The 26,099-nt window shown below is 52.0% G+C and carries 23 protein-coding genes; 10 read left to right on the top strand and 13 right to left on the bottom strand.

Features of this window, described 5'->3' with window-relative positions; translation table 11 throughout:
* The 4 genes from HRQ87_RS18320 to HRQ87_RS18305 form a co-directional block, all read right to left on the bottom strand.
* Positions 1-1,624: calcium-binding protein (locus tag HRQ87_RS18320; RefSeq protein WP_425501609.1), on the bottom strand; the 1,624-nt coding region annotated here is incomplete at its 3' end.
* A 105-nt stretch (positions 1,625-1,729) separates the two neighbouring features.
* Positions 1,730-3,901, bottom strand: a complete 2,172-nt coding sequence (locus HRQ87_RS18315; RefSeq protein ID WP_174139892.1) for an RNA degradosome polyphosphate kinase — start codon at positions 3,899-3,901, stop codon at positions 1,730-1,732.
* A gap of 41 nt (positions 3,902-3,942) precedes the next feature.
* Positions 3,943-4,629 carry a P-loop NTPase family protein gene (locus tag HRQ87_RS18310; protein WP_174139891.1) on the bottom strand — a complete coding sequence of 229 codons (687 nt, stop codon included), beginning with the start codon at positions 4,627-4,629 and terminating at the stop codon, positions 3,943-3,945.
* Positions 4,622-5,722 (bottom strand): AI-2E family transporter, encoded by a 1,101-nt coding sequence (locus HRQ87_RS18305; RefSeq protein ID WP_174139890.1) that lies wholly within the window; start codon positions 5,720-5,722, stop codon positions 4,622-4,624. Before HRQ87_RS18305 ends, HRQ87_RS18310 begins: the two co-directional genes overlap by 8 nt.
* Before the next feature lie 168 nt (positions 5,723-5,890).
* On the opposite strand from HRQ87_RS18305, the gene proS reads away from it, so the two are divergent.
* The 3 genes from proS to HRQ87_RS18290 are packed head-to-tail and all read left to right on the top strand — an operon-like array spanning position 5,891 to position 8,819.
* Positions 5,891-7,228: a proline--tRNA ligase gene (proS, locus tag HRQ87_RS18300; protein WP_174139889.1), complete on the top strand. Its 1,338-nt coding sequence runs from the start codon at positions 5,891-5,893 to the stop codon at positions 7,226-7,228.
* Positions 7,225-8,241, top strand: a complete 1,017-nt coding sequence (locus HRQ87_RS18295; protein WP_174139888.1) for an SMI1/KNR4 family protein — start codon at positions 7,225-7,227, stop codon at positions 8,239-8,241. The genes proS and HRQ87_RS18295 overlap by 4 nt, the downstream gene beginning before the upstream one ends.
* The gene (locus tag HRQ87_RS18290; RefSeq protein ID WP_174139887.1) at positions 8,241-8,819 is read left to right on the top strand and encodes a peroxiredoxin; all 579 of its coding nucleotides are present in this window, start codon (positions 8,241-8,243) and stop codon (positions 8,817-8,819) included. Before HRQ87_RS18295 ends, HRQ87_RS18290 begins: the two co-directional genes overlap by 1 nt.
* Here the strand turns inward: HRQ87_RS18290 and HRQ87_RS18285 are convergent.
* The 4 genes from HRQ87_RS18285 to metA are packed head-to-tail and all read right to left on the bottom strand — an operon-like array spanning position 8,816 to position 12,216.
* The gene (locus tag HRQ87_RS18285) at positions 8,816-9,433 is read right to left on the bottom strand and encodes a TetR/AcrR family transcriptional regulator (RefSeq protein WP_174139886.1); all 618 of its coding nucleotides are present in this window, start codon (positions 9,431-9,433) and stop codon (positions 8,816-8,818) included. The two genes, HRQ87_RS18290 and HRQ87_RS18285, sit on opposite strands and share 4 nt — an antisense overlap.
* Positions 9,426-10,295 (bottom strand): polyphosphate kinase 2, encoded by an 870-nt coding sequence (gene ppk2, locus HRQ87_RS18280; protein WP_174139885.1) that lies wholly within the window; start codon positions 10,293-10,295, stop codon positions 9,426-9,428. The genes HRQ87_RS18285 and ppk2 overlap by 8 nt, the downstream gene beginning before the upstream one ends.
* A 42-nt stretch (positions 10,296-10,337) precedes the next feature.
* On the bottom strand, positions 10,338-11,324 hold the full coding sequence (locus HRQ87_RS18275) for an alpha/beta fold hydrolase (protein ID WP_246252457.1): 987 nt from the start codon (positions 11,322-11,324) through the stop codon (positions 10,338-10,340).
* Positions 11,299-12,216, bottom strand: a complete 918-nt coding sequence (gene metA / locus HRQ87_RS18270) for a homoserine O-acetyltransferase MetA (protein ID WP_174139884.1) — start codon at positions 12,214-12,216, stop codon at positions 11,299-11,301. The genes HRQ87_RS18275 and metA overlap by 26 nt, the downstream gene beginning before the upstream one ends.
* Before the next feature lie 404 nt (positions 12,217-12,620).
* On the opposite strand from metA, the gene HRQ87_RS18265 reads away from it, so the two are divergent.
* Positions 12,621-13,466, top strand: a complete 846-nt coding sequence (locus tag HRQ87_RS18265) for an EamA family transporter (RefSeq protein ID WP_174139883.1) — start codon at positions 12,621-12,623, stop codon at positions 13,464-13,466.
* Between the two features lie 350 nt (positions 13,467-13,816).
* A complete protein-coding gene (locus HRQ87_RS18260; RefSeq protein WP_174139882.1) occupies positions 13,817-15,625 on the top strand; it encodes a phosphate ABC transporter substrate-binding/OmpA family protein in 1,809 nt (602 codons plus the stop codon).
* 20 nt (positions 15,626-15,645) lie between these two features.
* On the opposite strand, the gene HRQ87_RS18255 is transcribed toward HRQ87_RS18260, so the two are convergent.
* The 3 genes from HRQ87_RS18255 to HRQ87_RS18245 all read right to left on the bottom strand — a co-directional run bounded on the left by HRQ87_RS18255 (position 15,646) and on the right by HRQ87_RS18245 (position 18,676).
* On the bottom strand, positions 15,646-16,269 hold the full coding sequence (locus tag HRQ87_RS18255; RefSeq protein WP_174139881.1) for a hypothetical protein: 624 nt from the start codon (positions 16,267-16,269) through the stop codon (positions 15,646-15,648).
* Positions 16,270-16,428: 159 nt separating this feature from the next.
* Positions 16,429-17,994 carry an ABC transporter permease gene (locus HRQ87_RS18250; protein ID WP_174139894.1) on the bottom strand — a complete coding sequence of 522 codons (1,566 nt, stop codon included), beginning with the start codon at positions 17,992-17,994 and terminating at the stop codon, positions 16,429-16,431.
* A gap of 154 nt (positions 17,995-18,148) precedes the next feature.
* Positions 18,149-18,676: a P-loop NTPase family protein gene (locus HRQ87_RS18245; protein WP_174139880.1), complete on the bottom strand. Its 528-nt coding sequence runs from the start codon at positions 18,674-18,676 to the stop codon at positions 18,149-18,151.
* A gap of 159 nt (positions 18,677-18,835) precedes the next feature.
* Between HRQ87_RS18245 and HRQ87_RS18240 the strand changes: the two genes are divergently transcribed.
* The 5 genes from HRQ87_RS18240 (at position 18,836) to HRQ87_RS18220 (ending at position 23,886) form a co-directional block, all read left to right on the top strand.
* Entirely contained in the window at positions 18,836-19,774 is a 939-nt protein-coding gene (locus HRQ87_RS18240; RefSeq protein WP_174139879.1) for a glycosyltransferase family 8 protein, read from the top strand.
* A gap of 3 nt (positions 19,775-19,777) precedes the next feature.
* Positions 19,778-20,722: an EamA family transporter gene (locus tag HRQ87_RS18235; protein ID WP_174139878.1), complete on the top strand. Its 945-nt coding sequence runs from the start codon at positions 19,778-19,780 to the stop codon at positions 20,720-20,722.
* A 116-nt stretch (positions 20,723-20,838) separates the two neighbouring features.
* Entirely contained in the window at positions 20,839-21,963 is a 1,125-nt protein-coding gene (locus HRQ87_RS18230; protein WP_174139877.1) for an outer membrane protein transport protein, read from the top strand.
* 103 nt (positions 21,964-22,066) lie between these two features.
* Positions 22,067-22,975 (top strand): DMT family transporter, encoded by a 909-nt coding sequence (locus HRQ87_RS18225; protein ID WP_174139876.1) that lies wholly within the window; start codon positions 22,067-22,069, stop codon positions 22,973-22,975.
* Positions 22,976-23,028: 53 nt separating this feature from the next.
* Complete coding sequence (locus HRQ87_RS18220) at positions 23,029-23,886, top strand: ATPase (protein ID WP_174139875.1); 858 nt, start codon at positions 23,029-23,031, stop codon at positions 23,884-23,886.
* 29 nt (positions 23,887-23,915) lie between these two features.
* Here the strand turns inward: HRQ87_RS18220 and HRQ87_RS18215 are convergent, their stop codons facing one another.
* Positions 23,916-24,620, bottom strand: coding sequence for an ABC transporter ATP-binding protein (locus HRQ87_RS18215; RefSeq protein ID WP_174139874.1), 705 nt, complete (start codon positions 24,618-24,620; stop codon positions 23,916-23,918).
* The gene (locus HRQ87_RS18210) at positions 24,613-25,947 is read right to left on the bottom strand and encodes an ABC transporter permease (RefSeq protein WP_174139873.1); all 1,335 of its coding nucleotides are present in this window, start codon (positions 25,945-25,947) and stop codon (positions 24,613-24,615) included. Before HRQ87_RS18210 ends, HRQ87_RS18215 begins: the two co-directional genes overlap by 8 nt.
* Positions 25,948-26,099: the final 152 nt, after the last annotated feature.

Genomic DNA, 26,099 nt, shown 5'->3' with positions numbered 1-26,099 from the left:
CGCCAGAACCAGAATCACGGTAACTCGCAAAATCAAAACCCAAACCACCGTCCAAAACGTCAGAACCAGAACCGCCATGCAATACATCGTTTTCCGTTCCACCGGATAAGGTATCATCGCCTGCGCCCCCATCAAGCGTATCATCGCCCATGTGTCCGGCCAGATGATCTGCATATCTACTTCCGGTCAGCGCATCGTCTATGGCATTTTGACTGTCGCCTTCGATCTGGACACCCGTTCCGACAACAATCCGAAGCTGAACTAATTCGTACGCGCCAAGGGTATGTTCGAAATTCCATCCGTCAGGCCCAAATGCGGCGAAATCCAAATTGGTCAAATGCGATATTGATGTCTTAGAAAGATAGTCCGTACCAATATCACCCGGTGCGGCACCCAAAATGGTTGCGTACACATAGGCATCTGCGGCGTAGTAATCGGACAAATCCACATTCAGATCAATATCGCCATCGACGCCGGATACAAAGTAACTGACATAATTGCCTGTATCTTCGAAATTATAGTTATAGCCCACTGTTTTGCCGAAACTGTCTTTCAGCTTGAAATCGGACGTTGTATCCACAAGTCGCGTACCGACAAGCGCATCTGATAGCATCGAATAGAAATAGCCCGTGGGTCGCAGATCGTCACCACGTCCTTCTTTGGTGCTTAAACCGGCAATGTGAAGTGTTTGCGTGGACCATATCATCGACAGATCAACATCGTTGGTCACCATTTCGCCGAAAATCCGAAGCAATGGGGCGGTACGCATGATGCCATTAATAAGTGTGTTGTCCGGGCCATCTTCGCCGACGTTCCATTCGGTTACAGCGATATCGACATCGCGACCCAGGGCATTGGACCAAACGGTGGAAATATCTTCCAGGCGGTCACCGATGCCACCTCCGATCCCAAGGGGATTGCCGGAATTGTTTGTCCCATAAAGATGGGTGATCACGCCGTCTACCAGTGCCTCAGCATCGCCTTGGAAGAATGAAGACAGCACATCATTGCTTTCCGTAGTATCGTTTCTGCCTGCTTGCACAAGCAAAGTCAGATTATCGCGCTGCCCCAGCAAAGACGCTTCGTCGTCAATCCAGGACGCAACGGTTGCCTGAAACTCGCCAAATTGTTCAACGTCCCAACCAAAACGATCTTGATACCATTCGTTGCCTATTTCGATCGTAACCCTGTCAACGTTGCCGAAGTCATCCGTCAGCAATGAGCGAATAAAATCGCGGTACTCTGTTTCAGCTTCGGGACGCACTTTGCCAGTTTCTTCGTCATAGTACCGATAGGTCGGCAAAACGATGACAGGGTTTGCATCAATTTCGTCGCAATATCCGATAAAGTTGCTAAGCGTTTCGACCGTTCTGACTTCGCCATTGTTATCAATCACGTTGGGACGAGTCGTCGAATTCGGATCTGTTATATCAAAGAATTGTTCGGCAATCGTACCGCCAGGGTATCTGATGTAATTGACATCAACTTTGTCGATCACACTTCTGAAATCAGATCCATCGGCTGTTCGATCCGTATGAAACAGCATATTCGCACCAAAATTCGCTTCTGTTATTGTATCGCTACTGTAACCAACTGAATCCAAATTAATATTTACGTTATACATATGTTTACCACACTAAATTATCCCATTGCGCGGCATATGGGTGCGTGGTTAACAAGAGATTAAACGATGAACTCAGACTAGATTTTGAAAGGCGTCTTTACCATTCTAATCTTCGGTATGGGTCAATTTTGGCACGTCAGCAGCACCAGCCGACCCACGACCAGACAGCGATGGGTTTTCCATAAAGAAACGGTGACAACTGAACGCAAATTCGCCCTCGGGCAGATCAGGGCGCGTAAAGCTGCCGTCGGCCGCCATGATCCAGCTTTGTGCCACATCGGCCAGGTTTGCCGCCATAATCTGACTGACAATCTGTGCTTTGACAGTTGGATTGGTGATGTCGATCAGCGTTTCAACTCGCCGGTTCAAATTTCGGCCCATCCAATCAGCCGAACTGATATAGACTTTGGCTTTTTTGCTAGCAAGTCCATGCCCATTACCAAAACAGACAATACGAGAATGTTCCAAGAACCGCCCGACAATCGACTTGACGCGAATGTTGTCTGACAATCCTTTGACCCCGGGTCGCAAGCCACAGATACCGCGAATGATCAAATTGATTTTCACACCAGCCTGACTGGCTGCGTAAAGCGCATCGATGACATCACTTTCGATCAGGGAATTCATTTTTGCCCAGATTTCTGCGGGCTTACCTGCACGGGCATAATCAGCTTCGGCACCGATCATATCAATCAAACGCGCTTTCAGCGTTAAAGGCGAGATTGCAAGATTTTCTAGTTTTTCAGGCTCGGCATAACCAGAAAGGTAGTTGAAAACCTTGGTCGCATCACGTCCCAATGCCGCGTCACAGGTAAACAAGGATAAATCTGTGTAAATCCGTGCCGTAATCGGATGATAATTTCCTGTCCCATAGTGAGTATAGGTCACAAGTTGATCACCTTCGCGCCGCACCACTGTACTGATTTTAGCATGGGTTTTATAGTGCATAAACCCGTACACAACATGCGCGCCTGCCCGTTCCAGACGCCGTGACTGGCGGATGTTGGCCGCTTCGTCAAACCGCGCTTTTAGTTCAACCAATGCTGTGACCGATTTTCCGTCTTCGGCGGCTTCGCATAAAGCCTCGACAATGGGGGATTTTTTTGATGTCCGATAAAGCGTCTGTTTGATAGCAACCACATTGGGATCGCGTGCCGCCTGTTTCAGGAACCGCACCACCATATCAAAGGTTTCATACGGATGATGCAGCAGCATATCTTTTTGCCGAATGGCTGCAAACATATCGCCATCGTGGTCCATGACACGTTCGGGAACACGCGGGGTAAAGCTGGGCCATAGTAAATCATGGCGGGCATCAACGACCAGCTGTGACAGGTCTGAAATACCGATAAGCCCTTGAATTTCAACGACCTCATCCTGGATCACGTCCAGTTCTTCCATAATGACCGACTTCAGACCAGCGGGGGCATCGGTACTAATTTTCAGGCGAATAACCTCGCCCCTGCGGCGTCTTTTCAGGGCAACTTCGAATTCGCGCACCAAATCTTCTGCTTCATCTTCCACTTCAAGATCGCTATCGCGCAAGACCCGAAACGTGCAGGACCCGATGGTTTCATATCCCGGAAAGATACCTTGGGCGTGCAGCAAAAGCATGTCTTCCATCGGCAAGAACCGATACTGACCCGGTTCTGACGGCAGTGCGATAAAACGGTCAATCTGCTGTGGGATCGGCAAAAGTGCCTGAAGGGGTGTTTTATCTTTTAGGCGCCGCAACTGAAGGGCCAGTGAAAACCCAGTATTGGGGATAAAGGGAAACGGATGCGCAGGATCAATCGCCAACGGCGACAGAACAGGAAACACCTGGTTTAGAAAGAATTCATCCAAAAACGTGCGGTCGTCGCTTGATAAAGTGCCTGCGGTCAGAATGTGAATGCCTTCGGCCTCCATCTCTGCCTTTAGATCGTTATAAACGGCTTGCTGGCGCTCCATCAGCGTACGTGCATTCGTATCGATCAGCACAAGTTGTTCTGCCGCTGACAGCCCATCCGCCGCAGGTGTGGTGTTGCCGGCATTGGCCAATTCACGCAAACCTGCCACACGCACGGTATAGAACTCATCCAGATTATTGGCCGAGATCGATAAAAACCGCAGTCGTTCCAGAAGCGGCACGCGGGTATTTTCAGCCTCTTCCAGAACGCGCCAGTTGAAACCAAGCCAGCTGAGTTCGCGATTATAAAACCGAGCCGATCCCGTAAGATCTTCGTCCAGCTTAATGGCCTTGGGAAAATCAGATTTTAAAAAGTCAGTTTTTATCATAAGGGACCATATCGCAATTTGCTGTGACGGTATGGTGACAATTATGTTGATGGATCGCGCAGAATGTCCAGCACATCGCTGGCAAGGCCACGGTTCAGCTTGCGCCGGTCTGCCAAAGCAAGCCGATCCATTTCGGCCACGACACGTCCGGCCATGTCAAACGACCGATCCATATTGGCAATCAGATAGCTGATCACAGTATGCTTTGGCGTCAGTTGCCGGTCAGCGAAAAGTTTCAGCAAAACGGCAGACAACAATTGATCATCAGGGGGCTCAAGCGCCACAACAGACGTGCCCTGCATTCGACTGGCAAGATCCTGCAAATCAAGAGGCCAGCGCGACGGGGCCGTATCACCAGTCAATAAAAGTGTACCGTTCTGGGCCAGAACAAGATTGTGCAGATGAAACAGTGCACGCTCGACGTTGGGATTTCCAGCAATGTCGGGAATGTCTTCGATGGCGATGCAAGAAGCAGAGGCGGTATCTTCTACAGGAATGCCTGCTAGGTCAGTCGCTGCAATAACCATCGCACCGGTTTCAGTGGCCCAGACATGCGTCAGATGGGTTTTACCAGATCCTCGTGGACCCGCCAGAACCAACTTGCGGTTGGGCCAATTTTGCCAATTCTCAAGCGTCGCAACCGCAATCGCATTTGCTGGGGAAATAAAAAAATCGTCACGCCCTAACGCCGCTTTGCTGGGCAGGTCTAGCCCAAGCTGCTTAGCCATTGCCCGTGGTTTCATCATCTTCGGGTGAGTCTTGCGCCAGACCGCTATAGCCGTTGTAAAGTAGCCCACCTTTGTATTCGTTGATCGCAAATCGCGCCAGAACACCAAACATAGCTGCAACAGGCACAGCAACCAGCATTCCGACAAATCCAAACAATGTCCCAAAAACGGATAGCGAAAAAATCAACCAGACGGGATGCAACCCCACACTGTCACCCACCAGTTTTGGCGTCAGAATATTTCCTTCGATAATTTGGCCGACGATAAAAATACCAGCGACCATACCAAGCGATGTCCAATCGCCCCAGAACTGAAACAGCGCCAACCCAATCGCCAGCATTCCACCAACCAGCGCGCCGACATAGGGGATAAAAGTGATCAACCCTGCGATAAACCCGACGACCAAGCCGAACTGCAGACCAACCGCCATTAGTGCGACAGCATAATAGGTACCAAGCGCCAGACAGACCGTGCCCATGCCCCGAATAAACGATGCCAGCGTTTTATCCATTTCCTTAGCCAATTTGCGTACTGTATGCACATGATCACGTGGCAACAGATCGTCGATCTTGGCAACCATCCGGTCCCAATCCAGCAACAGATAAAAGGTGACGACCGGCACCAGAACAATCAGCACGACGACGTTGATCACGCCCATCGCTGAACTGAGCACAGAATTCAGTAACTCGCCGCCACGGGATTGGATCGCCTCTCCGATGGCTTGCAGCTGTTGGCGCATCGGCGACCCGGCATCGACAAGCGACGGAAAACGATCAGTCAGAAAACTTTGCAAATCTTGAAACAGCTTCGGCGCAACTGCGATCAAGTCACTTGCCTGTGATACAAGCGTTGGCACGATCAGAAGCATCGCAAGAACAAAGATCACAATCGCCGAAACTGTAATGATCACTGTCGCCAGAACACGGCTTGCACCCCATTTTTCCAGCTTGTCGGCAATCGGATCCAGACAATAGGCAATCGCCCCACCCAGAACAAATGGCAGGATAACATCGCCTAAAAACCAAAGAATGCCCATGAAGACCGCAATCGCGAGCCCCCAGAATTTTGCCTGTTGTTGAACGGGTAAAGCCATTTTTGTCCTTAAATTCTCTTTGTTATGACATCGCCCATGACGCAATGTCATGCAAGCCCCTGATTGTACCGCAAAAGCGCCGTTTAATGCGATAAACGGCTGGTCTGGCGCTTGCTTGCGCAATCGGGCTGCCCTAAACCGCTAGAAACGTTTGTCAAAGGAATACACATGCGCCTGTCCCGTTATTTTTTGCCAGTTCTGAAAGAAACACCGGCCGAGGCACAGATCGCCAGTCACCGATTGATGTTGCGGGCGGGCATGATCAAGCAGAACGCGGCAGGTATCTATTCATGGCTGCCCCTTGGGTTCAAGGTTCTTAAGCGCATCGAACAGATCGTGAATGAAGAACAACAGCGCGCAGGACATATTCCGATGCTGATGCCCACGATCCAGCCTGCTGATCTGTGGCGTGAAAGCGGCCGGTATGATGCCTACGGCCCTGAAATGCTGCGGATCCGCGACAGGCATGATCGCGATATGCTGTTTGGGCCCACGAATGAAGAGATGATCACCGATATTTTTCGATCCTATGTCAGCAGCTATAAAGATTTGCCGCTGACGCTTTACCATATCCAATGGAAGTTCCGCGACGAGATGCGCCCAAGATTTGGCGTGATGCGCGGCCGTGAATTTTATATGAAGGACGGCTATAACTTTGATCTGACCAAAGAAGACGCGCTGCATGCCTATAACCGCCACTTGGTCAGCTATCTGCGAACGTATGAACGGATGGGGCTGAAAGCGATCCCGATGCGTGCTGACGGTGGTCCGATTGGTGGCGATTACACACATGAATTCCTGGTTTTGGCCGATACGGGCGAGTCCGAGGTGTTTTATGACAGTGCTGTCACCGATCTTAGCTTTGGGGATCGTCAGATTGATTATGACGATGTGGAGCAATGTGCGGGCATACTGGATGAATTTACAAGCCGCTATGCACGTACTGACGAAACGCACGATGCGGATGAATTCGCCAAAGTGCCCGAAGACCGCCGCCGCACCGCACGGGGCATCGAAGTGGGTCAGATTTTCTATTTTGGCACGAAATATTCCGATGCAATGGGCGCGACAGTCCAGGGCCCCGATGGCAAGCCCGTACCTGTGCATATGGGCAGCCACGGCATTGGTGTTAGCCGCCTTTTGGGCGCGATTATCGAAGCCAGCCATGATGATAATGGTATTATCTGGCCCGAAGGTGTCACACCGTTTCATTGCGGGATCGTCAACCTGAAGCAAGGCGATGCCGACGCCGATAAAGCCTGCGAAGACCTTTATAACGCTTTGACCGCCAAAGGTTTTGAACCGCTATATGATGATCGCAAAGAACGGGCCGGGGCAAAATTCGCCACGATGGACCTGATCGGTCTGCCATGGCGCATCACTGTCGGCCCGCGTGGTTTAAAAAACGGTGTAGTTGAACTGACCAGCCGCCGCACAGGCGAAAGCGAAGAACTGGCACCCGATGTCGCACTATCCCGTATTGTCGAGATTTACGGAAAAGCATGAGCGATAGTAAAAACGACAGCGTCATCTCAACACTGGCCGCGACATTTTCGTTGGCTCTGTTCCCGATCGCACTTTATTACGGCTTTATGGGGCGATCGACATGGGTGATCGTTCCTTTGTCACTGGCGTTTGTTTTTTCGATGTACTTTGGAAGCGATCTGAAACGGGACAAAGGCTTTAAAGACACATTGGACTTGGTGCTTGACGTGATCGTCATGGCTGGATTGTCATTTTTCGGGATTGCCGCTTTTTTCTTTGTGGGTTTTGGTATCAGCGCGGCGTTTTACCCCGACTACGACTACATTCCTGCCCTGCAACGCGACTTGATTGTGGCCGCTATTGTGGGGGGATTTTCGGGCCTGCTGACGCTTGCGGATCACGCACATGCACGCAGGAAGACCCAACAGACATCAGATATCGAAAACCAGAATGCATTTCAGCTAAGCGACCTGCGCATGACCGCTGAAACGATCTTTGAACAGAGATACAACGATCCAAACTGGACATTGCAGGTCGCCGAAGCGCAGATCCAAAAAAAAGAGAAAGAGCTTGGGCTGACATTGCCCGATGGATTGCGAGCGCTTTACCACCTGCAAGACGGCGGTCCGGTTCGCAAGGTTGTCGTGCCCGCGGTGCGTAATCCACGCCCTGATAATCAACAGGACTGGGTAAACCCGTTTCCGTCCTGCCGCGAGATTTTCGATGTGGACAGTATCGAAACATTGTCAGAAACCGCCGAATATGCGGACCTTCCGAATTCCGTATTTCAGGGCGCCGAACATCTAATCGTCATCAGTGAGTTTTACGGCGAAACGATGCTGGTGGATTGCCGTCCAGATGCACACAATCAAATCGTATTTGCCCAGTTTTACAGCGGAAACTGGCGCCGTGATGCAATCACCTTTCGTGATTTTAAAGCACTTTGGGATACACTGCGCGTCACGGATGAGGTCGCAGGCGAAATCGAATTACAGATCTTTGATAAGGCTACAAAGCCGGCAGTGTTTCACTGATGAAAACCCCGCTGGAAAAGATAGATTGGTCAGAACTGCCTGAGCCAGAAGACAATGGCGCTGCAGATCATCTGACCGGGACCATGTTGCCGCAAATGCAGCTGTCTTCGACATCTGGCGTCATGATCGATCTATCGCATCTATCGGGAATAACGGTTGTTTATGCCTATCCACGCACCGGACAGCCTGATCAACCTTTGCCAGATGGCTGGGATATGATCCCCGGCGCACGCGGTTGTACACCGCAATCCTGTGCCTTTCGCGATCACTTTGCCGAGCTGAAAGCGCTTGGTGTAGATCATCTTTTTGGGCTGTCGACACAAGACACCGCATATCAGTCAGAGGCTGCAGCGCGCTTGCATTTGCCGTTTCCACTGCTGTCAGATGCAAAGCTTGCGCTGACAAAGGCGTTGAATCTGCCTACATTTCAAGCGGCGGGCATGACCTTGTTGCACCGGCTGACGTTGATCGTGCGGGATGGCGTGATTATCAAATCATTTTATCCCGTCTTTCCGCCAGATCAAAACGCAACCGATGTTATCAATTGGTTGAAAAGCGGGGCCAGCACTGACCGTTAGCCGTCTTGCGGTATCAGACCCAGACCACGCAAATAAATACCGATGCCGGTTTCCAGCAGATCTTCGGGCGGGAAAGGCGACCTTGTGCCAGGACTGCCACGCGCAAACAGCTCCACAACGCCATGTGACATAGCCCAGATATGGGCGGAAAACATCTGTGGCGGTGGGCGTTTATCTGCAGGGATGTGCTGCGATAACTCAACTGCAGCTTTTTCCAAAACGCCAAGAGCGCGGGTTGCGACCGTATTCAGTTCTGGTGTCCGCTGGATAGAAATACCGCTTTCAAACATCGCAATGTAATGGCCCGGATATTTGCGCGCAAAAGCCAGATAAGCCCGGCCAGTGGACGAAAACGCAGCCAAGGCAGACGGCTTACCGTCAGAATAGGCATACTCCAGCAAATCGGCAAAAATGGCATAGCCTTGCCGGGCCGCTTCAGCGATCAGATCTTCACGGCCAGCAAAATGACGGTACACAGCGGCAGGTGTGACGCCTGCAGTCTTTGCCGCTTCGGACAGGGTAAAGCCCATGGGGCCACGCTGTTCGATCAGTATCAGCGCCGCATCTACAAGCGCGGGGCGCAGATTGCCGTGGTGATATCCGCGCTTAGGCATCCCAGATCACTGGCCCCCCGGCGACATGGGCATCAATGTCACCGATGGCCTTTTCGTTCTTTTTTTCATAGGGGATGCGCGACAAGACCGATTGAATGGCCGCCAGACGCGCGCGACGCTTGCCATCAGACCGGATGATAGTCCAAGGCGCATCATCGGTATGGCTGCGCTTGATCGTTTCACTTATCGCGGCCGTATATTCATCCCATTTCGCCAGCCCTTTGACATCAATTGAGCTTAGCTTCCATTGCTTAAGCGGATCGCTTTCACGTGCAAGAAAACGGCGCAACTGTTCGGCGCGTCCTACGTTCAGCCAGATCTTGATCAAGTGGATACCTTCGCTGACCAGCATGCTTTCAAACGGACAGACTTGCTGGAAAAACTGTTCACGCTGTTCATCTGTGCAAAAGTCAAAAACATGTTCGACAACGCCACGGTTATACCAGGATCTGTCAAAGAATACAATTTCACCACCCGCCGGAAGATGATCAATATAGCGTTGAAAATACCATTGGCTACGTTCGCGATCCGTCGGCTTTGACAGTGCAATCACCCGCGCGCCGCGTGGGTTCAGGTTTTCACGAAACCGTTTGATTGTACCACCTTTTCCAGCCGCGTCGCGTCCTTCGAACACAATCGCAATCCGGGTGCCACTGGCTTTGGCCCAGTTTTGCAATTTGACCATTTCGATTTGCAAGGCATACAGATGATCTTCGTATTCCTTGCGATCCATGCGTTCGCGGTAATGGTAAAGCGGGTTTAGAATATCGCCTTTGCTGCTGTCTTTGATCGCTTGCCGAATGTCATCAGGCGCGGTTTCTTGGTAAAAGCGGCTGATTGCGCCGTCAAAAGGAAGCTGCATCGGTGTCTCCGTATTTTCGGGTAATATGCGCCGCGCAGACGGTCAGCGCAATCCAGCGCGGGTCGCTGCACGATCAATGGCCGCAATCACCGCGTCTTCGGCAACATGGTGCGGCATGTGTCCGATGCCAGGTAATATGGTCAGATTGGCATCAGGGATTTGGGTCGCCAAAGGTCTGGAATGGATATCAAGCGGCACGATATCATCAGCATCGCCGTGCACGATTTCGACAGGGATGTTGATATCTTTGTATTGCTTTGACATGCCCACAACGTGCGGTCGTAACGAATTGACCTGTTGCGCGTTGGCGCGAAGTGTTTCGCGGCGCAGGGTCAGCCCGATACCGATGTAATTAACATAACCGGATGGCGTAGGCTGGGGCGCAAAAATCGTGTCGACCACACCTTCGACCCGGTTTTTAGGGGCAAAAGCCGTTATCAAAGGCACGACAGTTACCCCGCCAATCGATGACGAGTTGACGCCGTAAAGCGGCCCAAGCCCACCGGGCCAAGGGTTTGACGCGGCTGACACAGGCACTAAAGCGGACGCATGATTGGGATATTTCAACACCCACGCCAATGCCACAGCGCCCCCATAACTGTGGCCCAGAATAATAGGGTCGCGCACATCAAGTTTATCGGCAGCAGCTTTAAGCAAAACCGCTTGTTCCTGCGGGCTTTCGGCCCTTGAATTAAAGGCGCCGCCGTGGTTTCCGGGCCGCTGCGTCCAACCAAGGCCGGGCCGATCAAATGCGATCACACGATAGCGATCTTTCAGTTGATCTATAAAGCGAAACGTGAATTCGCGCGTACTGCCAGATGCGCCGTGGATCAAGATCAGATCAGGCCCCTGCCCTTCGACATGGGCATGTACGCGGGTGCCGTTCACATCGATGAACTGACCTGTGGGGCCATAATTTTCTTCGGCCATGTCTTCGCGTTTGCCGGCCTTGCGGTCGACATAGGCGCCACATCCGGCAAGCGCCAAGGTTGAGATCAGAAGACTAATGGCCAATTTTTTCAAGATCATAGTTCGTTGTTTGGTAAATCTGGTTTATCCAATTGCCATATAGAAGGTGCGCGTGTGATCTCCAGCGGTTTTGCGGCGTTTTTGTCGGATCATCGCCGGGATAGTAGTTTATCGGCACGTTTATGTCTTTTCCTTCGGCAATATCACGGTCGTATTCCTGCTTCAAAGTTCCGCTATCATATTCAAAATGATTGAAAATATAGAGCGCGCGGTGGCCTGGGTCTTCGACAAGACATGGGCCAACTTGATCGCTGCCCAAAAGCGTGGTCAGGCCCGAGGCCGCGTCTATTTCAGCCTGGCGCATTTCTGTCCAGCGGCTGACCGGGATCACGCAATCGTCTGAAAACCCACGTAAATAGGGGGATGCGGGGGCCAGGTTATTATGCCGGAAACAGCCAAAGGCCTTGGCGTCCAGAATATGCTTTTGCACACCGTGAAAATAATTGATCATCGCCATGCCGCCCCAGCATACACCAAAGGTCGAATGCACGTTGGTCTGTGTCCAATCAAACACCTGCTTGAGTTCATCCCAATAGGTCACATCATTGAACGGCAAATGTTCAATCGGGGCGCCCGTGATCAGAAGGCCATCGAATTTTTCACCTTTAACATCCTGAAAAGGCTTATAGAATTCGCGCATATGTTCGGCGGCGGTATTGCGGGTGCGATGTTCGCTCATCCGGATCAGGGTCAGTTCGATCTGCAACGGGGTGGCCCCGATCAAACGCGCGAACTGGTTTTCTGTCTGGATCTTTTTGGGCATCAAATTCAGTAACCCAATGCGCAAAGGGCGGATATCCTGAAGGGCCGCGGTATCATCATCCATGACCATGACGCCTTCGTTCGTCAGCACATCATAGGCGGGCAAATTGGATGGAATTTTGATCGGCATGGGTCACGTACCTTGGTCAAATCGGAAAAGTGCAGATAGGGCAATTGCAGCCGTACGTAAAGTGCCGGCAAGCCAACGCACGGTAAAGGTAAATGCGCCGAACGTTGCGCCATAGGTCGAAAAACACCCCCGCCGTCACGCAGTTTTGTATATTTTGTACACGGGGTTTGTACCAAAAGTTTTGTACAAAACTGTGATTCCGCCGGAAAATGGCCTGTGATCGCCTGTGTCAACAAGGGCGGTTCGGTCATGTTTTAGTAACATGCGCGGCGATGTTAAGACAGGTTTAGAATGTGTTGATTTCAGGGTTCATCTAAAGGCCAGTCGAGCTGTGCGAATAAGCAGGCTTTCGTCGCAAAACAAACCCCTAGTGTTTTTCGCACGAGTAGATAGGCTCCATAGTCATGACCTATGATGTGACCCTATTGATTTTGCTGGCCGCAGCTTTGCACGCTGGTTGGAATGCACTGATTAAAGTCAATGGCGACCGGGTCGCAGTGATGGCAGTCGTTACCCTTGCGGGAAGTATTCTCTCACTCTTTGCACTACCGTTCATCGACAGCCCTGATCCTGCCAGTTGGCCACTTTTGGCGCTATCGATCTTAATTCATACCGGATATCATTTCTTTCTTCCGGTTGCCTATGACCACGGTGATCTTGGACAGGTGTATCCAGTTGCTCGAGGATCTGCGCCAATTCTTGTCACTCTTGGCGCGTTGATTTTCGCCGGAGAGCAAGTCAGCCAAATGGCTTTGATTGGCATTCTTTGTCTTGCTGTCGGGGTTATGGCGCTGACCTTTGATGGTGGAAAGGTCAGCAAGATTAATCCTAAAGCAATTTTGTTTGCACTTTTAACCGGCGTTTGCATCGCATCATATACAGTTGTCGATGGGTTGGGCGTACGTCAGGCAGGATCAGTCCTAGGGTTTGCTGTGTGGCTTACAATTGGTAACGGGTTACTGACTTTTTTGATCGCACTCATTTGGAAACGAAATGAAATGCTGGTTGTTGCGAAGAACAATGCCCTGACTGGTATCGCCGGTGGTGCGATGCAGGTTGGAGCATACTGGATTATTGTCTATGCGCTTGCCTTTGCGCCTATGGGCATGGTTTCCGGCCTGCGCGAGATCAGTGTTCTTTTCGCGGCCCTTATATCGACATTTCTACTGAAAGAAGGCTTTGGTGTTTGGCGATTTGTATCTGCTTGCCTCGTAACGTTCGGTCTAATTATGAGCCAAAATCGGAATTAGACAATTGGCGTTCCTGCAAAGATTAAGCTGGTCGTTTAAAATTCACGGCGCAAGTTGCTCTCATATCAAAGTAAAATATCGCTGATATTTCGGCGAAAGGTTTGGCGTTTCAGTCCGTGCGTTTGAGCATTTTTAAGATTTCGAATAATATTTTTCCGGAATTTTACGTGAAAATTTATGAGTGATTTCATAAGCTCATTCCGGAAAAATATTCTGAATTGTTATTATTGTGCGTAAATAACGATCACTTTGTCTTTTTATTGCCTATTTATCATGCGAAAGTCTAACTTACGTAGAGTAAGTAGTTTCAGATAAAACTTGATGAGTAGTCTGAGCGTGAAAGGTCAAAAATGAAATATTCCGTCAAAACAGCGTTTTATCCAGATCTGTTTTCTGCAACAGTCATTAGTCTAGCGATTGCAGGGACAGCAGCTTATGCAGAGTCAGTTGTTCTGACATCACCAGATGGTGAAATCAATCTGTCCGGGGATCTGGTCGAATTTACAGGATCAGAGTACATTATCAAAACATCTGTCGGTCAGATGAAAGTATCGGCAGCACAGGTTTCATGTTCGGGGCCTGGGTGTCCTGCGCCAACTTTCCAGGTTGGCAGTAATGTGTCACTTCAATCCCTTGATGGTACAATTGATATAAAAGGGACGCTTGTCGATTTTGCTGATGAAAATTACACCGTCAAAACATCCCTTGGTAATATCAAAATGTCGTCTGACGTCGTGCGATGTGTCGGGGCCGGGTGTCCGCAGGTCGGCGGTATAAGTATTATTCCGACATCTACACCTGTGCCAACAGCTGCATCTGTCAATCCCGCGTCAGCAGATCTGCGTATTGCAGGATCCGACACGCTTGGTTTGGGTTTACTGCCTTATCTGACGGAAGGATATGCCAGCTATTTAAGAACTCAACTTTCACCGCAACAGGTGTCAGACACGGTGACACTGGCCAGCTATGTGTCGGCGTCCGGCAGACCAGTGGCCACGCATTATATTAATGCAACCGGATCCGGGGATGCGTTTGATGCTTTGCTGGACAGATCGGCAGAATTGGGCATGGCATCGCGGCCGGCAAAAGTAAAAGAAGCAGCAGCGCTGTTTGCCGCAGGTGCCGGCGACATGTACGGCCCCGATAATCATACGGTTGTCGCGGTGGACAGTCTGGCTGTGATCGTGCACCCCGATAATCCGATTTCAAGCCTTAGTACACGCGATATTTCATCCATCTATCAGGGCTTTATCACCAATTGGAGCCAGGTTGGCGGCCGCAACGCCCCGATCACTGTCATATCACGCGAAGATGGGTCCAGCACACGCGGTGTTTTTGAAAATGCCATCTTTTCTGGACAGGAAAGACCCCTGGGCAGCCGCACGGTTTATCCCGAGGGCGATAACCCTGAAATGGCGGCCGCGGTTCAAAACGACGTAAATGCGATTGCTTATGTGGGCTTTGCCTATTCGCAGGGCCTGAAACGGCTTGATCTTACCAGTTCTTGTGGAATTACATCGACGGCGTCGACCTTTGCGGTGAAAACAGAAGAATACCCGCTGAATCGTCGTTTGTATTTTTACTATCGTCCCGACAACATGACGACAGAGGCGCGGAAGTTTCTGGAATATGTATCATCCCCTGCAGCAGATGAGCCAATTGCACAATCCAGCTTTGTGAACTTCGCAGTTGAACGGACATCGCAACTGGTGAACAACGAGAAAATCAGCAACCTGTTGAACTCTGTTGAAAACCCAAGCGAAATTACCTTGGCGCGCAATCTGATGACAGATATGCAAAGCTGGGATCGTTTGTCGACGACAATTCGCTTTCCAACCGGGTCAAGTTCATTGGGTAAAAAGGAAATCAACGACCTTAACCGTCTGATTTCCTATCTTGAGACACGCCCAGCCAATACGCGGGTTGCCGTTGTGGGTTTCACGGATGATGTGGGCAGCTTTACCCAGAACCTGTCACTATCCAACCGCCGGGCACAATCTGTTGCGCAGTCCATCGCAAGACTTGCGGGCAATCGTTTGCGCAACATCGAATTTCAGACCAAAGGCTATGGCGAGCTGTCGCCGTCGGTTTGTAATACAGATACAATCGGCCAGTCCATCAACCGCCGTGTTGAGGTTTGGATCCAGGAACGCACCTGATCCTTGGTGATCACATTGTCCTAGTCAGGCGTTGGAATGTTTCGAACGTCTGGCACAACATCATAAGCAATGACCGGCCTTGGTGAAATCACCAGGGCCGGATCTATTTCAAAAACTGTATCCCGATTTTCAGGCTGAACAGAGGTGATGTTGGTTTCGGGATCGAAAGGATCATTGAAATCTGCCCAGTCAGATGGTGGTTCCGGTTTGCTTTGATAGCGCGACTGTTCTGAAGGTGGATGGAATGTTATACGACGATCCGGCTTATCACCGAACCATTGCTTTGATGTGCATGCTTTATAAACACGTGTGCAGGATGTGTTTGGAGCGTCAACAAGAGCGGTCAGATCAGGATTGGTAAAATGGATCCTGTTTTCAGGTATTCCGATAACGCCAGCCGCATCTGCGCCAGCCAATCGCGCGCCCAAAACAATGACCTTTGAAATACTGTCTGTATTGCCCTGGAACTTCCAGATCGCCGGTTCCCAAGATTCAAGGACAAGATAATTTACGTGATTATTTTTGGGAATATTAAGGACGAATAGTCGCGTCTTGCTTTGATTATCCCCAAAGTGATGGGATGATAAAAAGCCTCTGTGCCAATCGCTAGCAACAATATTAACCTTATCACCAGGTCCTGGCATGGAAATTATACACGATGGATAGTGATGACCTTCATAAGCCGCCAAAGCACACGCCCATGAAGGCGTAGCAAAGCAGATGGCAGATACAAGGATTAGACTGAGGCTGCGTAAATGTTGACCCTTCCTTTAAAACTCATGGTGAGCAATTAATCTGATCTTTCACCCCTGTGGTTGGCGCCCCACCCGCAGGCATAGCAAGATCACGGGCAAAAGGCCCACGGCGACGATGACAAGGCTGGGCACCGCCGCGCCACTTAGCCGTTCGTCTGATGCCAGGCGATAGGCTTGCACGGCCAGCGTGTCGTAATCAAACGGGCGCATGATCAGGGTGGCGGGCAGTTCCTTCATCACGTCGACAAAGACGATCAGCAGTGCTGTCAGCAAGCTTGGCCGCAAAATCGGCAGATGTACACGGCGCAAAGTGCCAAATCGGGTTTCGCCCAGACTGCGGGATGCGGCATCCATATTGACGTGCAGGGTGCTTTGGCCACCCTCGTACGCGTTCAGGGCGGCGGCGATAAAGCGGACCAGATAGGCCGCGATCAGCACCCAGATTGTGCCGCTGATCAACAGACCGGTCGAGATGTCGAAGGTTTTGCGCATCCACGCATCCAACGCATTATCAAAGCCCGCAATCGGGACCATGATGCCAACGGCGATCACTCCGCCCGGTACAGCGTATCCAAGGCGTGCGGCATATCCGGCGATGGCCGAGGCGCGCCCCGGAACAAGGCGTTGAAAATAGCCAACAGTAACGGCAGCCAGCACGGTCAGGACAGCGGCAATGCTGGCCAGCGTCAGTGAATTCTGGATAAAATGCAGATAGCGCGCGCTGAACAAGTTTTGTTCGGACCCCACGCCCATGTCGATCAGGATGACGACAGGCAGCGCAAAGCCCAGAATGACGGGGACTGCGCAAAACACGAATGCTCCGACAGCGCGCAGGCCTGTCAGCCGAATGGGCAACAAGCGGGCCTGGCGTTTGGTGTTGGTGTGGAATTTTGCACTGCCCCGTTGGGTTCGTTCAAGAACGGCCAGCAACAGCGCAAAGGCCAACAGACACAGCGCCAATTGTGCCGCGCTGCCGCGGTTGTCGAACGATATCCAGCTGGCATAAATGCCTGTGGCAAAGGTCTGCACGCCGAAATATGCGACAGTGCCGAAATCGGCGATGGTTTCCATGATAGCCAGCAAAACGCCGCCCGCGATGGCCGGGCGCGCCATGGGCAGGCTGATCTTGAAAAAGGCCGCCCAGGCGCTGCTGCCCAACGATCTTGCCGCCAGAAACGCGCCGCCACTTTGTTGCAGGAACGCAGCGCGGGCCAGCAGATAGACATAAGGGTACAGGACCAGCGTCAACATGATCGCAGCCCCACCCACCGATCTGATTTCGGGAAACCAGTAATCGCGTGGGCCCCATCCGGTTACATCACGCAGGGTGGATTGCACAATGCCCGGATGGTCCAGCACATGGGTATAGGCATAAGCCAGCACATAGGCCGGAAAGGCCAGCGGCAGGACAAGCGTGATCTCAAACAGGCGCGCGCCTGGAAAGCGGGTCATTGTGACCAGCCACGCGGTGCCGGTGCCAATGATCAGGGTGCCCGCGCCCACCAGAAGAACCAGGAATATCGTAGTGCGGGTATAATCCCACAGCACGGTTTCAGCCAAGTGGCGCAGCACATCCAGATTGCCCGACAACGCCGCCAGCAGAACCGCAATCATCGGTAACAAACACAGAGCACCCGTCAGCAAGGCAATAATGCCCAGCCATCCAATCCGGTCGCGATATTGTCCCGAGGCCGCAAATGCGCGCATTACATTCCCCAATCTGGTCTTATCACACCGATAAATCGCCTTTCAGTGCAGAATGCAATTGTCAACGGCGTTGCGCCTTTGTGTCGTCCAGAAACCGGTTCACAGACCTAAGAGAGGTCAGATGGTACGTTTTCAGATGTGCAGGCGGATCCTGATAGATCGCTGACAGTCTGGCGCGGGCGGTATGGCGTGTTCTTAGGATAAATGACCAGAATTCCAGGCTGGATGTGTCAAATCGTTCGATGCAGCCATCGGGAAGATCAGGGCGTGACTTTCCGTAATGGACAATGGTCCGTCGAAACACGCGCCACAGCCGAAGGGCAACGGGCACATCCAGCCAGATAAAAGTGTCGGCGCGCTGCACACGTTGGGCATAGGTTCTTGAATGCCCCCCTTCGAAGATCCATTTATCACGGCGATGGATGTCCTGTGTCATGGCACTTTTGGCAGCAGGGTCGCGTTCGACCCAGTCGGCATGCCAGTGGATGTGATCCATATGAAAGACAGGCAAGCCCGTCAGATCCCCCAGTTTTCGCGCCAATGTGCTTTTGCCGGACCCAGGGCCACCCACAATCATCACGCGCTTCATTTGAACAGCCCCTTCCGCACGATCCCTAATACCCTCACAGAAGTCGTAGATATAGGGACGATTTGACAATACAGATCGCAACTTTCTATGTGCCTGTGTCTGGACATTGCCTTTAAAACAGCCTCAGTAAGGTAGACTGTCAAAACTTGGAACGGCGAGATGGGCGATCAACCACATATTGTTTACTTTTTTGATCGCGGGTTTGAACCGTGCACGATGGTGTCGCTTTATACGGTTCTGAACACCAAAGCACAGCTGTTGCGGGTGAGCTTGCATGCCACCGATCCGTCAGATCATCTGGGCGATACGGTCCAAAGACTGGCAAGCCATTTTCAGGCCGATATAACCCTGAACCATCTCAACCTTGAGGATTATAAACATTTGCCGCGCGGGCGATTGCCATTGGCGGCGCGGTCGCGGCTGTTGCTGCCCAAACTGCACGACGGCCGCGTGCTATATATCGATGGAGACTGTATCGCGCGGCGCGACGTAACCGAACTGTGGCACAGTGATCTGCAGGGCAAATGCATCGGCGCTGTTCTTGCCCCCGGCGTGATGAGCGATCTGCAAAAGGCGCTGAATACCGGATCAAAAACCGCGCGGGCCAAGGCAGACAAACAACTGGCGCGCGGTGTCAAACTGGATGGCATCGATATGGCACGGTATTTCAACTCCGGTGTCATGGTCTTTGATCTGGACATAATCCACGCCAAAGGATTGGCCGATCAGATGATGGATATTGAAGCGACGGCAAAATATACATCGCGCGATCAGGACTGGCTGAACATGATATTCCGGGATGAGGTCCAGTATCTGGATCCGATCTGGAATTCTGGTTGGGGCAATCCGAAAACGGCCAAAAGCTATGTGTCGAAAGATATTCGTGATGCCTGGAAAGAATCGCGCGATAATCCGGCTATTGTGCATTTCACGGGCTTTGAAAAGCCGTGGCAATCGAACACACCGCCCTTTAAGTGGCATCTTTTGCATCAGCCCCGTCAGCGCAAGGATCGGGCGAAATATTGGGCTGAATTTCAGGCAGCCCGGCGGGCCTGTGAACAGATCATCGAACGCCCCCTATTTGAAAGCAGTGATTAAACCGTGCCGCCCGTTTTGAAAGCGGCCTTGTGGATGACCGGTGCGATCGTATCGTTTTCGCTGATGGCTGTCGCGGGGCGTGCCGTTGCGGTCACTTTGGACACGTTTGAGTTGATGATGTACCGCAGCTTGATCGGCATCGTGATCGTGCTGGGCGTCGCTGGGGCTGCTGGAACCCTGAGCCAGATCAGCCGCCGATCGCTTGGGCTGCATACATTACGCAACATCAGTCATTTTGCAGGTCAGAACCTGTGGTTTGCAGCAATCATCATGATCCCACTGACACAGGTTTTCGCGCTTGAATTCACATCCCCGCTTTGGGCGATGCTGTTTGCGACATTCATTCTGGGCGAACGCCTGTCCGCGATCCGCGTGATCGGGGCATTGGTGGGTTTCATGGGCGTCTTGATCGTATTGGGCATTGTCACCATTCAGCTTAGCCTAAGCGATGGTGTGCTGGGGGCGGTCAGGATTGATCTGAACGATGCCTTTGTAGCAACGATCCTCACTAATATCGGGGCATTGCTGGCTGCCCTAGCAGCTATCGGATTTGCGCTGTCGGCGGTGTTTACCCGCAAGCTGACCCGCACCGAAAGCATCACTTGCATCCTGTTTTATCTGACGGTTATGCAGGCGGTTTTTGGTGTGATCACGGCCGGATATGACGGCGACATTGCGCTGCCTGGCAAGCCTGAGGTGCCATGGCTGCTGGCCATCGCCTGCGCGGGACTTTTGGCACATTTCTGTTTAACCAAAGCACTGTCACTGGCCCCCGCCGCCGTAGTGATGCCCTTTGATTTCATTCGGCTTCCACTAATTGCAGTCATCGGGTTGGTGATGTTCAACGAACAGATCAGCCTGGCTGTGATCTTTGGCGCCATTGTGATTTTTTCCGCAAATTATGTTATTGTTCTGACCGAGTCCCGCAAGACTGCGGCTAAAAAGTAACGAATTGTTAACGAAAGAAAATTACGTCAACCTGACGTTGCGTTCATAATTGACTGAATTATTATGCTGTCCCTAGGGTAGTTTGCGCAATAATATGTCACAACAGGGATGAGGACATGAAAAGAGTTTTGACGACAGCTGCCGTATTGGCAGCAGGAACCGGGGCCGCAGCCGCCGGTGGGATTGAAAGATCAAACCAATCCGTTGGTATTTTGTTCGAAGAAGGTACGTACGCCAAGCTGTCGTTCAGTCAGATCGATGCAGATGTAGAGGGCGAACAGCAGGTTACACCTGCTGCGACCAGTCCAGCCGGTGCAAAAAGCGGCGATGTCATCGATAGTTATACGAATTATAATCTGGCCTTCAAAACCAGCGTCAACGAACAGATTGATCTGGCGATCATTATCGATCAGCCTGTCGGTGCGGATGTCGATTATGCGGATGACACAGATTATGCATATGGTGGCGGCCTGACACCATTTGGGTCTTCCGCCAGTATTTCCTCTACTGGGTTGCGCGCGATCCTGAAATATAACCTGCCTAATAATGTCAGCATTTATGGTGGTCTGAACTATCAACGCGTAGAAGGCGAAGTATCGCTTTTCAACGGATATGAGATGGAAACCGACACAAGCGCTGAACTTGGCTATCTTATTGGTGCGTCGTATGAACGTCCCGATATCGCATTGCGTGTGGCTTTGACTTATCACTCAGCAATTGAGCATGAATTTGATGCGGATGAGAACGGTGCAGACACCAGTTTTGACAGCACAGTACCGCAATCCTTGACGCTGGAATTCCAAACTGGAGTCGCGCCTGATACGCTGTTGTTCGGCTCAATCCGTTGGGTTGATTGGACTGAATTCGATATCACACCTACCAATTATGAAGCAGCTTTCGATGCTGCCCTGGTAGATTATGATGACGATACCATCACATACAATCTTGGTCTTGGTCGCCGTTTTACAGAAAACTGGTCAGGCGCTGTGACAGTCGGATATGAGCCATCTACCGGCGGTTTCTCTGGTAACCTTGGCCCAACGGATGGGTTCACAAGCGTCGGACTTGCTGCGACCTATTCTATCAACAATGTAAAAATCACAGGTGGTGCTAGCTATATCTGGATTGGTGACGCGAAAACGAGAACACCAAATGCTTTCGCTCCACTGGGTGACACATTAGGTGAATTCGAAGACAACACTGCCATCGCTTACGGTATCCAGATCGGATATCAGTTCTAAAGCATAATCTATATCACATTCAAAGCCCCGCCCGTTCGGCGGGGTTTTTTATTTGCGCAAATTCCGGGTCGCGGTGATTATGATAGGCTGTTAAGCCGATGTCATGACGCAGCAAAAAACATTGTCCACCCGCGCATGGATCGAACTGATCTTGCTGTCCCTGATCTGGGGCGGCTCGTTTTTGTCGATCCGGGTGGCGTTGGATGAAATCGGGCCAGTCACCTCGGTCGCACATCGGACGGGCTGGGCGATGCTGATCCTTTGGGTCTTTGTGATCCTGCGCCGTTTGCCATTGCCAACCAATCCCAAGGTCTGGGGTGCGTTTTTCGTGATGGGATGTCTAAACAACGTCATCCCCTTTACGCTGATGGCTTGGGGGCAGTTGCATATTGAAACCGGGCTGACATCAATCCTGAATGCGGCCACAGCCATTTTTGGGGTATTGGTGGCGGCCATTGTCTTTTCGGACGAACGCCTGACGCGCCGTCGGGCCATCGGGGTTGGTCTGGGATTTTTGGGTGTCGCCACGGCGATCGGGTTGGAGAATCTGCTGGCGCTTGATCTGCGGTCGCTGGCACAACTGGCCGTCATCGGCGGCACGATCAGCTATGCGCTGGCGGGCGCATGGGCACGTGCGCAGCTAAGCCACCTGCCACCACAAGTGGCTGCCGCAGGTATGTTGACCGGGTCATCGCTGATCATGATCCCATTGGCTTGGGCCATCGAAGGGCCAATATCGCTGTCGCTACAAACCGACACTTGGATCGCGATTGCCTATTACGCCATTATCGCGACAGCCATTGCATACTTGCTGTATTACCGCGTGCTGGCGATGGCGGGCAGCGGTAATTTGATGCTGTGCACACTGCTGATCGCGCCTGTGGCGATTGTGTTGGGCGCTGTCGTGCGCGGCGAAGTTCTGCAGCCACAAGCCTTTGTCGGCTTTGCACTTTTGGCCGTTGGCCTGTTGATTCTGGACGGACGGATCGTGGCAAAATTCAGATCGCATTGACGGACTGACACAGGGTCGTTACCAACATTGGACGAAGCCAAAGCGAGGCCCACATGATCTATCCCACCGCCGATGATTGGCTGTCTGCCGCGCAAAAGCGCGTGGTTTTGTTTGGGATGTCCGGTCTTGGCAAGACACATGTGTCGACGCTGTTGCGCGACACAGGTGACTGGTTTCACTATTCCGTCGATTACCGCATTGGCACGCGATATATGGGTGAACATATCGCCGATAATGCCAAGCGCGAGGCGATGAAGGTTCCGTTTCTAAGGGATCTTCTGATGACGGATTCGATCTATATCGGCTCAAACATCACATTTAATAATCTGGCCCCGCTGTCGACGTATCTTGGCAAACCAGGCGATCCAGGTCAGGGTGGTTTGCCGTTTGCAGAATACCAAACCCGTCAGGCCCAACATCATCACGCCGAAGTCGCGGCATTGCTGGACACCCCACATTTTATCGACCGCGCCAAGACGATTTATGGCTATGATCATTTTGTCTGCGATACCGGCGGATCCATTTGCGAGGTGGCAGACCCTGCAAACCAGGATGATCCAGTACTGAACGCATTGTCAGATGCGGCATTACTGGTTTGGATCAAAGGATCAGCAGCCCATACCCAGGAACTGATCCGCCGCTTTGATCGCGCCCCGAAACCGATGTGCTATCAGCCGGAATTCCTGATGACATGTTGGGCAGAATATCTGCGCGAACAAGGCGTTGCCGAAGATGCGGTGAACCCGGATGATTTTATCCGCTGGACGTATGCCCGTGCGCTAGATCATCGTCAGCCCCGCTATGCGGCTATGGCGGAATGGGGCGTGACGGTCATGGCCGAAGATGTGGCAACCGTGACATCAGCAGACGGGTTTATCCAATTGGTCGCAGATGCGCTGGCGCGTCGCTAAAACATGAAAAGGCGTGGCGCAGGGTATTTTCAGGCCTGCAAAGCCTCGGGCTTCATTTCTGTCAGTTTGCCATCCTGCATCTGCACCACACGGTCCATACGTGCGGCCAATTGCAGATTATGTGTCGCGATAATCGCGGCCAGACCGCGACTGCGCACCAGTTCCATCAAGGCTTCGAACACCTGATCCGATGTGGCAGGATCCAGATTGCCGGTAGGTTCATCGGCCAGCAAAAGTGCAGGCTTGTTGGCCAAAGCACGGCAAAAAGCAACACGCTGTTGTTCGCCACCTGACAGTTCAGCCGGGCGATGTTTTGCACGCGGGGCAAGACCAACGCGGGTTAACAGTTCGGTCGCATGTGCTTCGGCTTCGGCGCGTGGAACATTGTTGGCCAGTTGCGGCAGTACGATGTTTTCCTGCGCCGTAAATTCTGGCAACAAATGGTGAAACTGATACACGAACCCGACCTGCGCACGCCGCACACTTGTACGCGCACGATCCGACATGGTTGTCATATCCGTGCCATTGATAATCACGCGGCCTTTGTCTGCCGTATCCAGCAACCCCGCGATATGCAGCAGGGTGGATTTTCCCGACCCCGAGGGCGCAACAAGGGCAAGCACCTCGCCCGGATTAAGGCTGACAGACGATCCGGTCAGCACGCGCACCTCATTCGGTTTCTCGTGGTTATAACCCTTATGGATGTCATCAAGCTGCAAAACTGGGTTATTCATAGCGCAATGCCTCGACCGGGTTCATCCGCGCCGCGCGCCACGCAGGGATAATTGTTACTGTAAATGTCAGCCCCAATGACAACGCCATGGCAGACAGTACGTCGCCCAGTTCAAGCTTGGATGGAATGGTGTAAAGTCTGCGAATTTCGGGATCCCAAAGACCACGGTTGCCGCTGAACAGGAAATTGATGTAATCCACGACCAGGAAAATCTGTTCGATATAAATCGCAAAGATACACCCCAGTATCACGCCGAACGTGGTACCAATCACGCCCGTAAACGCCCCGCAAATAAAGAAAACGCGCAAGACAGAGCCTTCGCCAAGACCCATCGTGCGCAAGATACCGATATCGCGGCCTTTGTTTTTGACCAGCATGATCAGGCCCGACACAATGTTCATGGTGGCAATCAGTACAAGGATCGCCATGATGATGAACATCATATTATCCTCGACCGTCAGTGCGCGCAGATAGGCGCCTGACGAATCCCGCCACGTCCAGCTAAGAGTGCGCGGACCGCCTGCGGCAATCATTTGGCTGACAATGTGAGTAGGGTCGCGATCAAGCTGGTCGTTACGGTCACCCACACTATCGGGGTCTTCGACCATCACTTCCAATTCATCCGCGAACCCTTCGCGATTAAAGAATGCCTGTGCTTCGGTAAAGGGCATATAGACGCGGACGCGGTCGATATCAAAGCGCCCGGTTTTGAAGATGTACACAACCTCGTAAGAGTTTCGGCGCGGGATGGTGCCCATGGGCGTGGTGGCACCATTGGGTGATGTGACCATCATCCGATCGCCCACATTCACCCCCAATTCGCGCGCAATACCCCAACCAATGGCGATACCTTCGTTGAAACGTTCAAGATCGCCGATGCTTTCTTCGGGGCTAATAACGCGGGGCACCGTTTTCAGGTTTTCGTGGCTGATCCCAAACACCTCGATCAAGGTATTGCGTTCACCGCCTGATCCCAGAACCTGGCGCTTGACCAATGGGGCGACGCGCACGACGCCATCCACCTGACGCACCCGTTCGGCCATCGCATCAAAATCTTCGATACGGCGGTCCACGATGCCGGTTTCGTTGAATTCTGCGGATTGATACAGCGTGACATGGGCGTTCGCCCCCAGGATCACATCCACAAAGTCAGCGCGAAATCCAGACCGGACAGACAGAACCGCGATCAGGGCAAAAACGGCCAATGTGACACCGATCAAGCTGATCCAGGTCATCACGCTGACGCCGCCCTCGGCGCGTTTTGCACGCAAATAGCGCCATGCGATCATCCATTCAAATCGGGCGAAAGGGGCGGGTTGGCCTGCCACGTTTGTCTCTCCTGCTCTTTTGCGGGAATGTGGTCGGGATCATCGGGGGCGTCAAGCGTGCAATCGGTCTAGGCAAATTTGCACAGCGTCAAATCGCACAAATATGTTGTTGTGACAGGTATCGAAGCCAACACCATCGCGATGCCAATAAA

Source organism: Parasulfitobacter algicola (assembly GCF_013315265.1).
Classification (GTDB): Bacteria; Pseudomonadota; Alphaproteobacteria; order Rhodobacterales; family Rhodobacteraceae; genus Parasulfitobacter; species Parasulfitobacter algicola.
This window is presented reverse-complemented; position numbering and strand designations above follow the sequence as displayed.

Coding starts and splice junctions, on each gene's coding strand:
- HRQ87_RS18315 (WP_174139892.1), bottom strand. CDS start 3,901: ATGATAAAAACTGACTTTTTAAAATCTGATTTTCCCAAGGCCATTAAG.
- HRQ87_RS18310 (WP_174139891.1), bottom strand. CDS start 4,629: ATGGCTAAGCAGCTTGGGCTAGACCTGCCCAGCAAAGCGGCGTTAGGG.
- HRQ87_RS18305 (WP_174139890.1), bottom strand. CDS start 5,722: ATGGCTTTACCCGTTCAACAACAGGCAAAATTCTGGGGGCTCGCGATT.
- proS (WP_174139889.1), top strand. CDS start 5,891: ATGCGCCTGTCCCGTTATTTTTTGCCAGTTCTGAAAGAAACACCGGCC.
- HRQ87_RS18295 (WP_174139888.1), top strand. CDS start 7,225: ATGAGCGATAGTAAAAACGACAGCGTCATCTCAACACTGGCCGCGACA.
- HRQ87_RS18290 (WP_174139887.1), top strand. CDS start 8,241: ATGAAAACCCCGCTGGAAAAGATAGATTGGTCAGAACTGCCTGAGCCA.
- HRQ87_RS18285 (WP_174139886.1), bottom strand. CDS start 9,433: ATGCCTAAGCGCGGATATCACCACGGCAATCTGCGCCCCGCGCTTGTA.
- ppk2 (WP_174139885.1), bottom strand. CDS start 10,295: ATGCAGCTTCCTTTTGACGGCGCAATCAGCCGCTTTTACCAAGAAACC.
- HRQ87_RS18275 (WP_246252457.1), bottom strand. CDS start 11,324: ATGATCTTGAAAAAATTGGCCATTAGTCTTCTGATCTCAACCTTGGCG.
- metA (WP_174139884.1), bottom strand. CDS start 12,216: ATGCCGATCAAAATTCCATCCAATTTGCCCGCCTATGATGTGCTGACG.
- HRQ87_RS18265 (WP_174139883.1), top strand. CDS start 12,621: ATGACCTATGATGTGACCCTATTGATTTTGCTGGCCGCAGCTTTGCAC.
- HRQ87_RS18260 (WP_174139882.1), top strand. CDS start 13,817: ATGAAATATTCCGTCAAAACAGCGTTTTATCCAGATCTGTTTTCTGCA.
- HRQ87_RS18255 (WP_174139881.1), bottom strand. CDS start 16,269: ATGCCAGGACCTGGTGATAAGGTTAATATTGTTGCTAGCGATTGGCAC.
- HRQ87_RS18250 (WP_174139894.1), bottom strand. CDS start 17,994: ATGATTGCGGTTCTGCTGGCGGCGTTGTCGGGCAATCTGGATGTGCTG.
- HRQ87_RS18245 (WP_174139880.1), bottom strand. CDS start 18,676: ATGAAGCGCGTGATGATTGTGGGTGGCCCTGGGTCCGGCAAAAGCACA.
- HRQ87_RS18240 (WP_174139879.1), top strand. CDS start 18,836: ATGGGCGATCAACCACATATTGTTTACTTTTTTGATCGCGGGTTTGAA.
- HRQ87_RS18230 (WP_174139877.1), top strand. CDS start 20,839: ATGAAAAGAGTTTTGACGACAGCTGCCGTATTGGCAGCAGGAACCGGG.
- HRQ87_RS18225 (WP_174139876.1), top strand. CDS start 22,067: ATGACGCAGCAAAAAACATTGTCCACCCGCGCATGGATCGAACTGATC.
- HRQ87_RS18220 (WP_174139875.1), top strand. CDS start 23,029: ATGATCTATCCCACCGCCGATGATTGGCTGTCTGCCGCGCAAAAGCGC.
- HRQ87_RS18215 (WP_174139874.1), bottom strand. CDS start 24,620: ATGAATAACCCAGTTTTGCAGCTTGATGACATCCATAAGGGTTATAAC.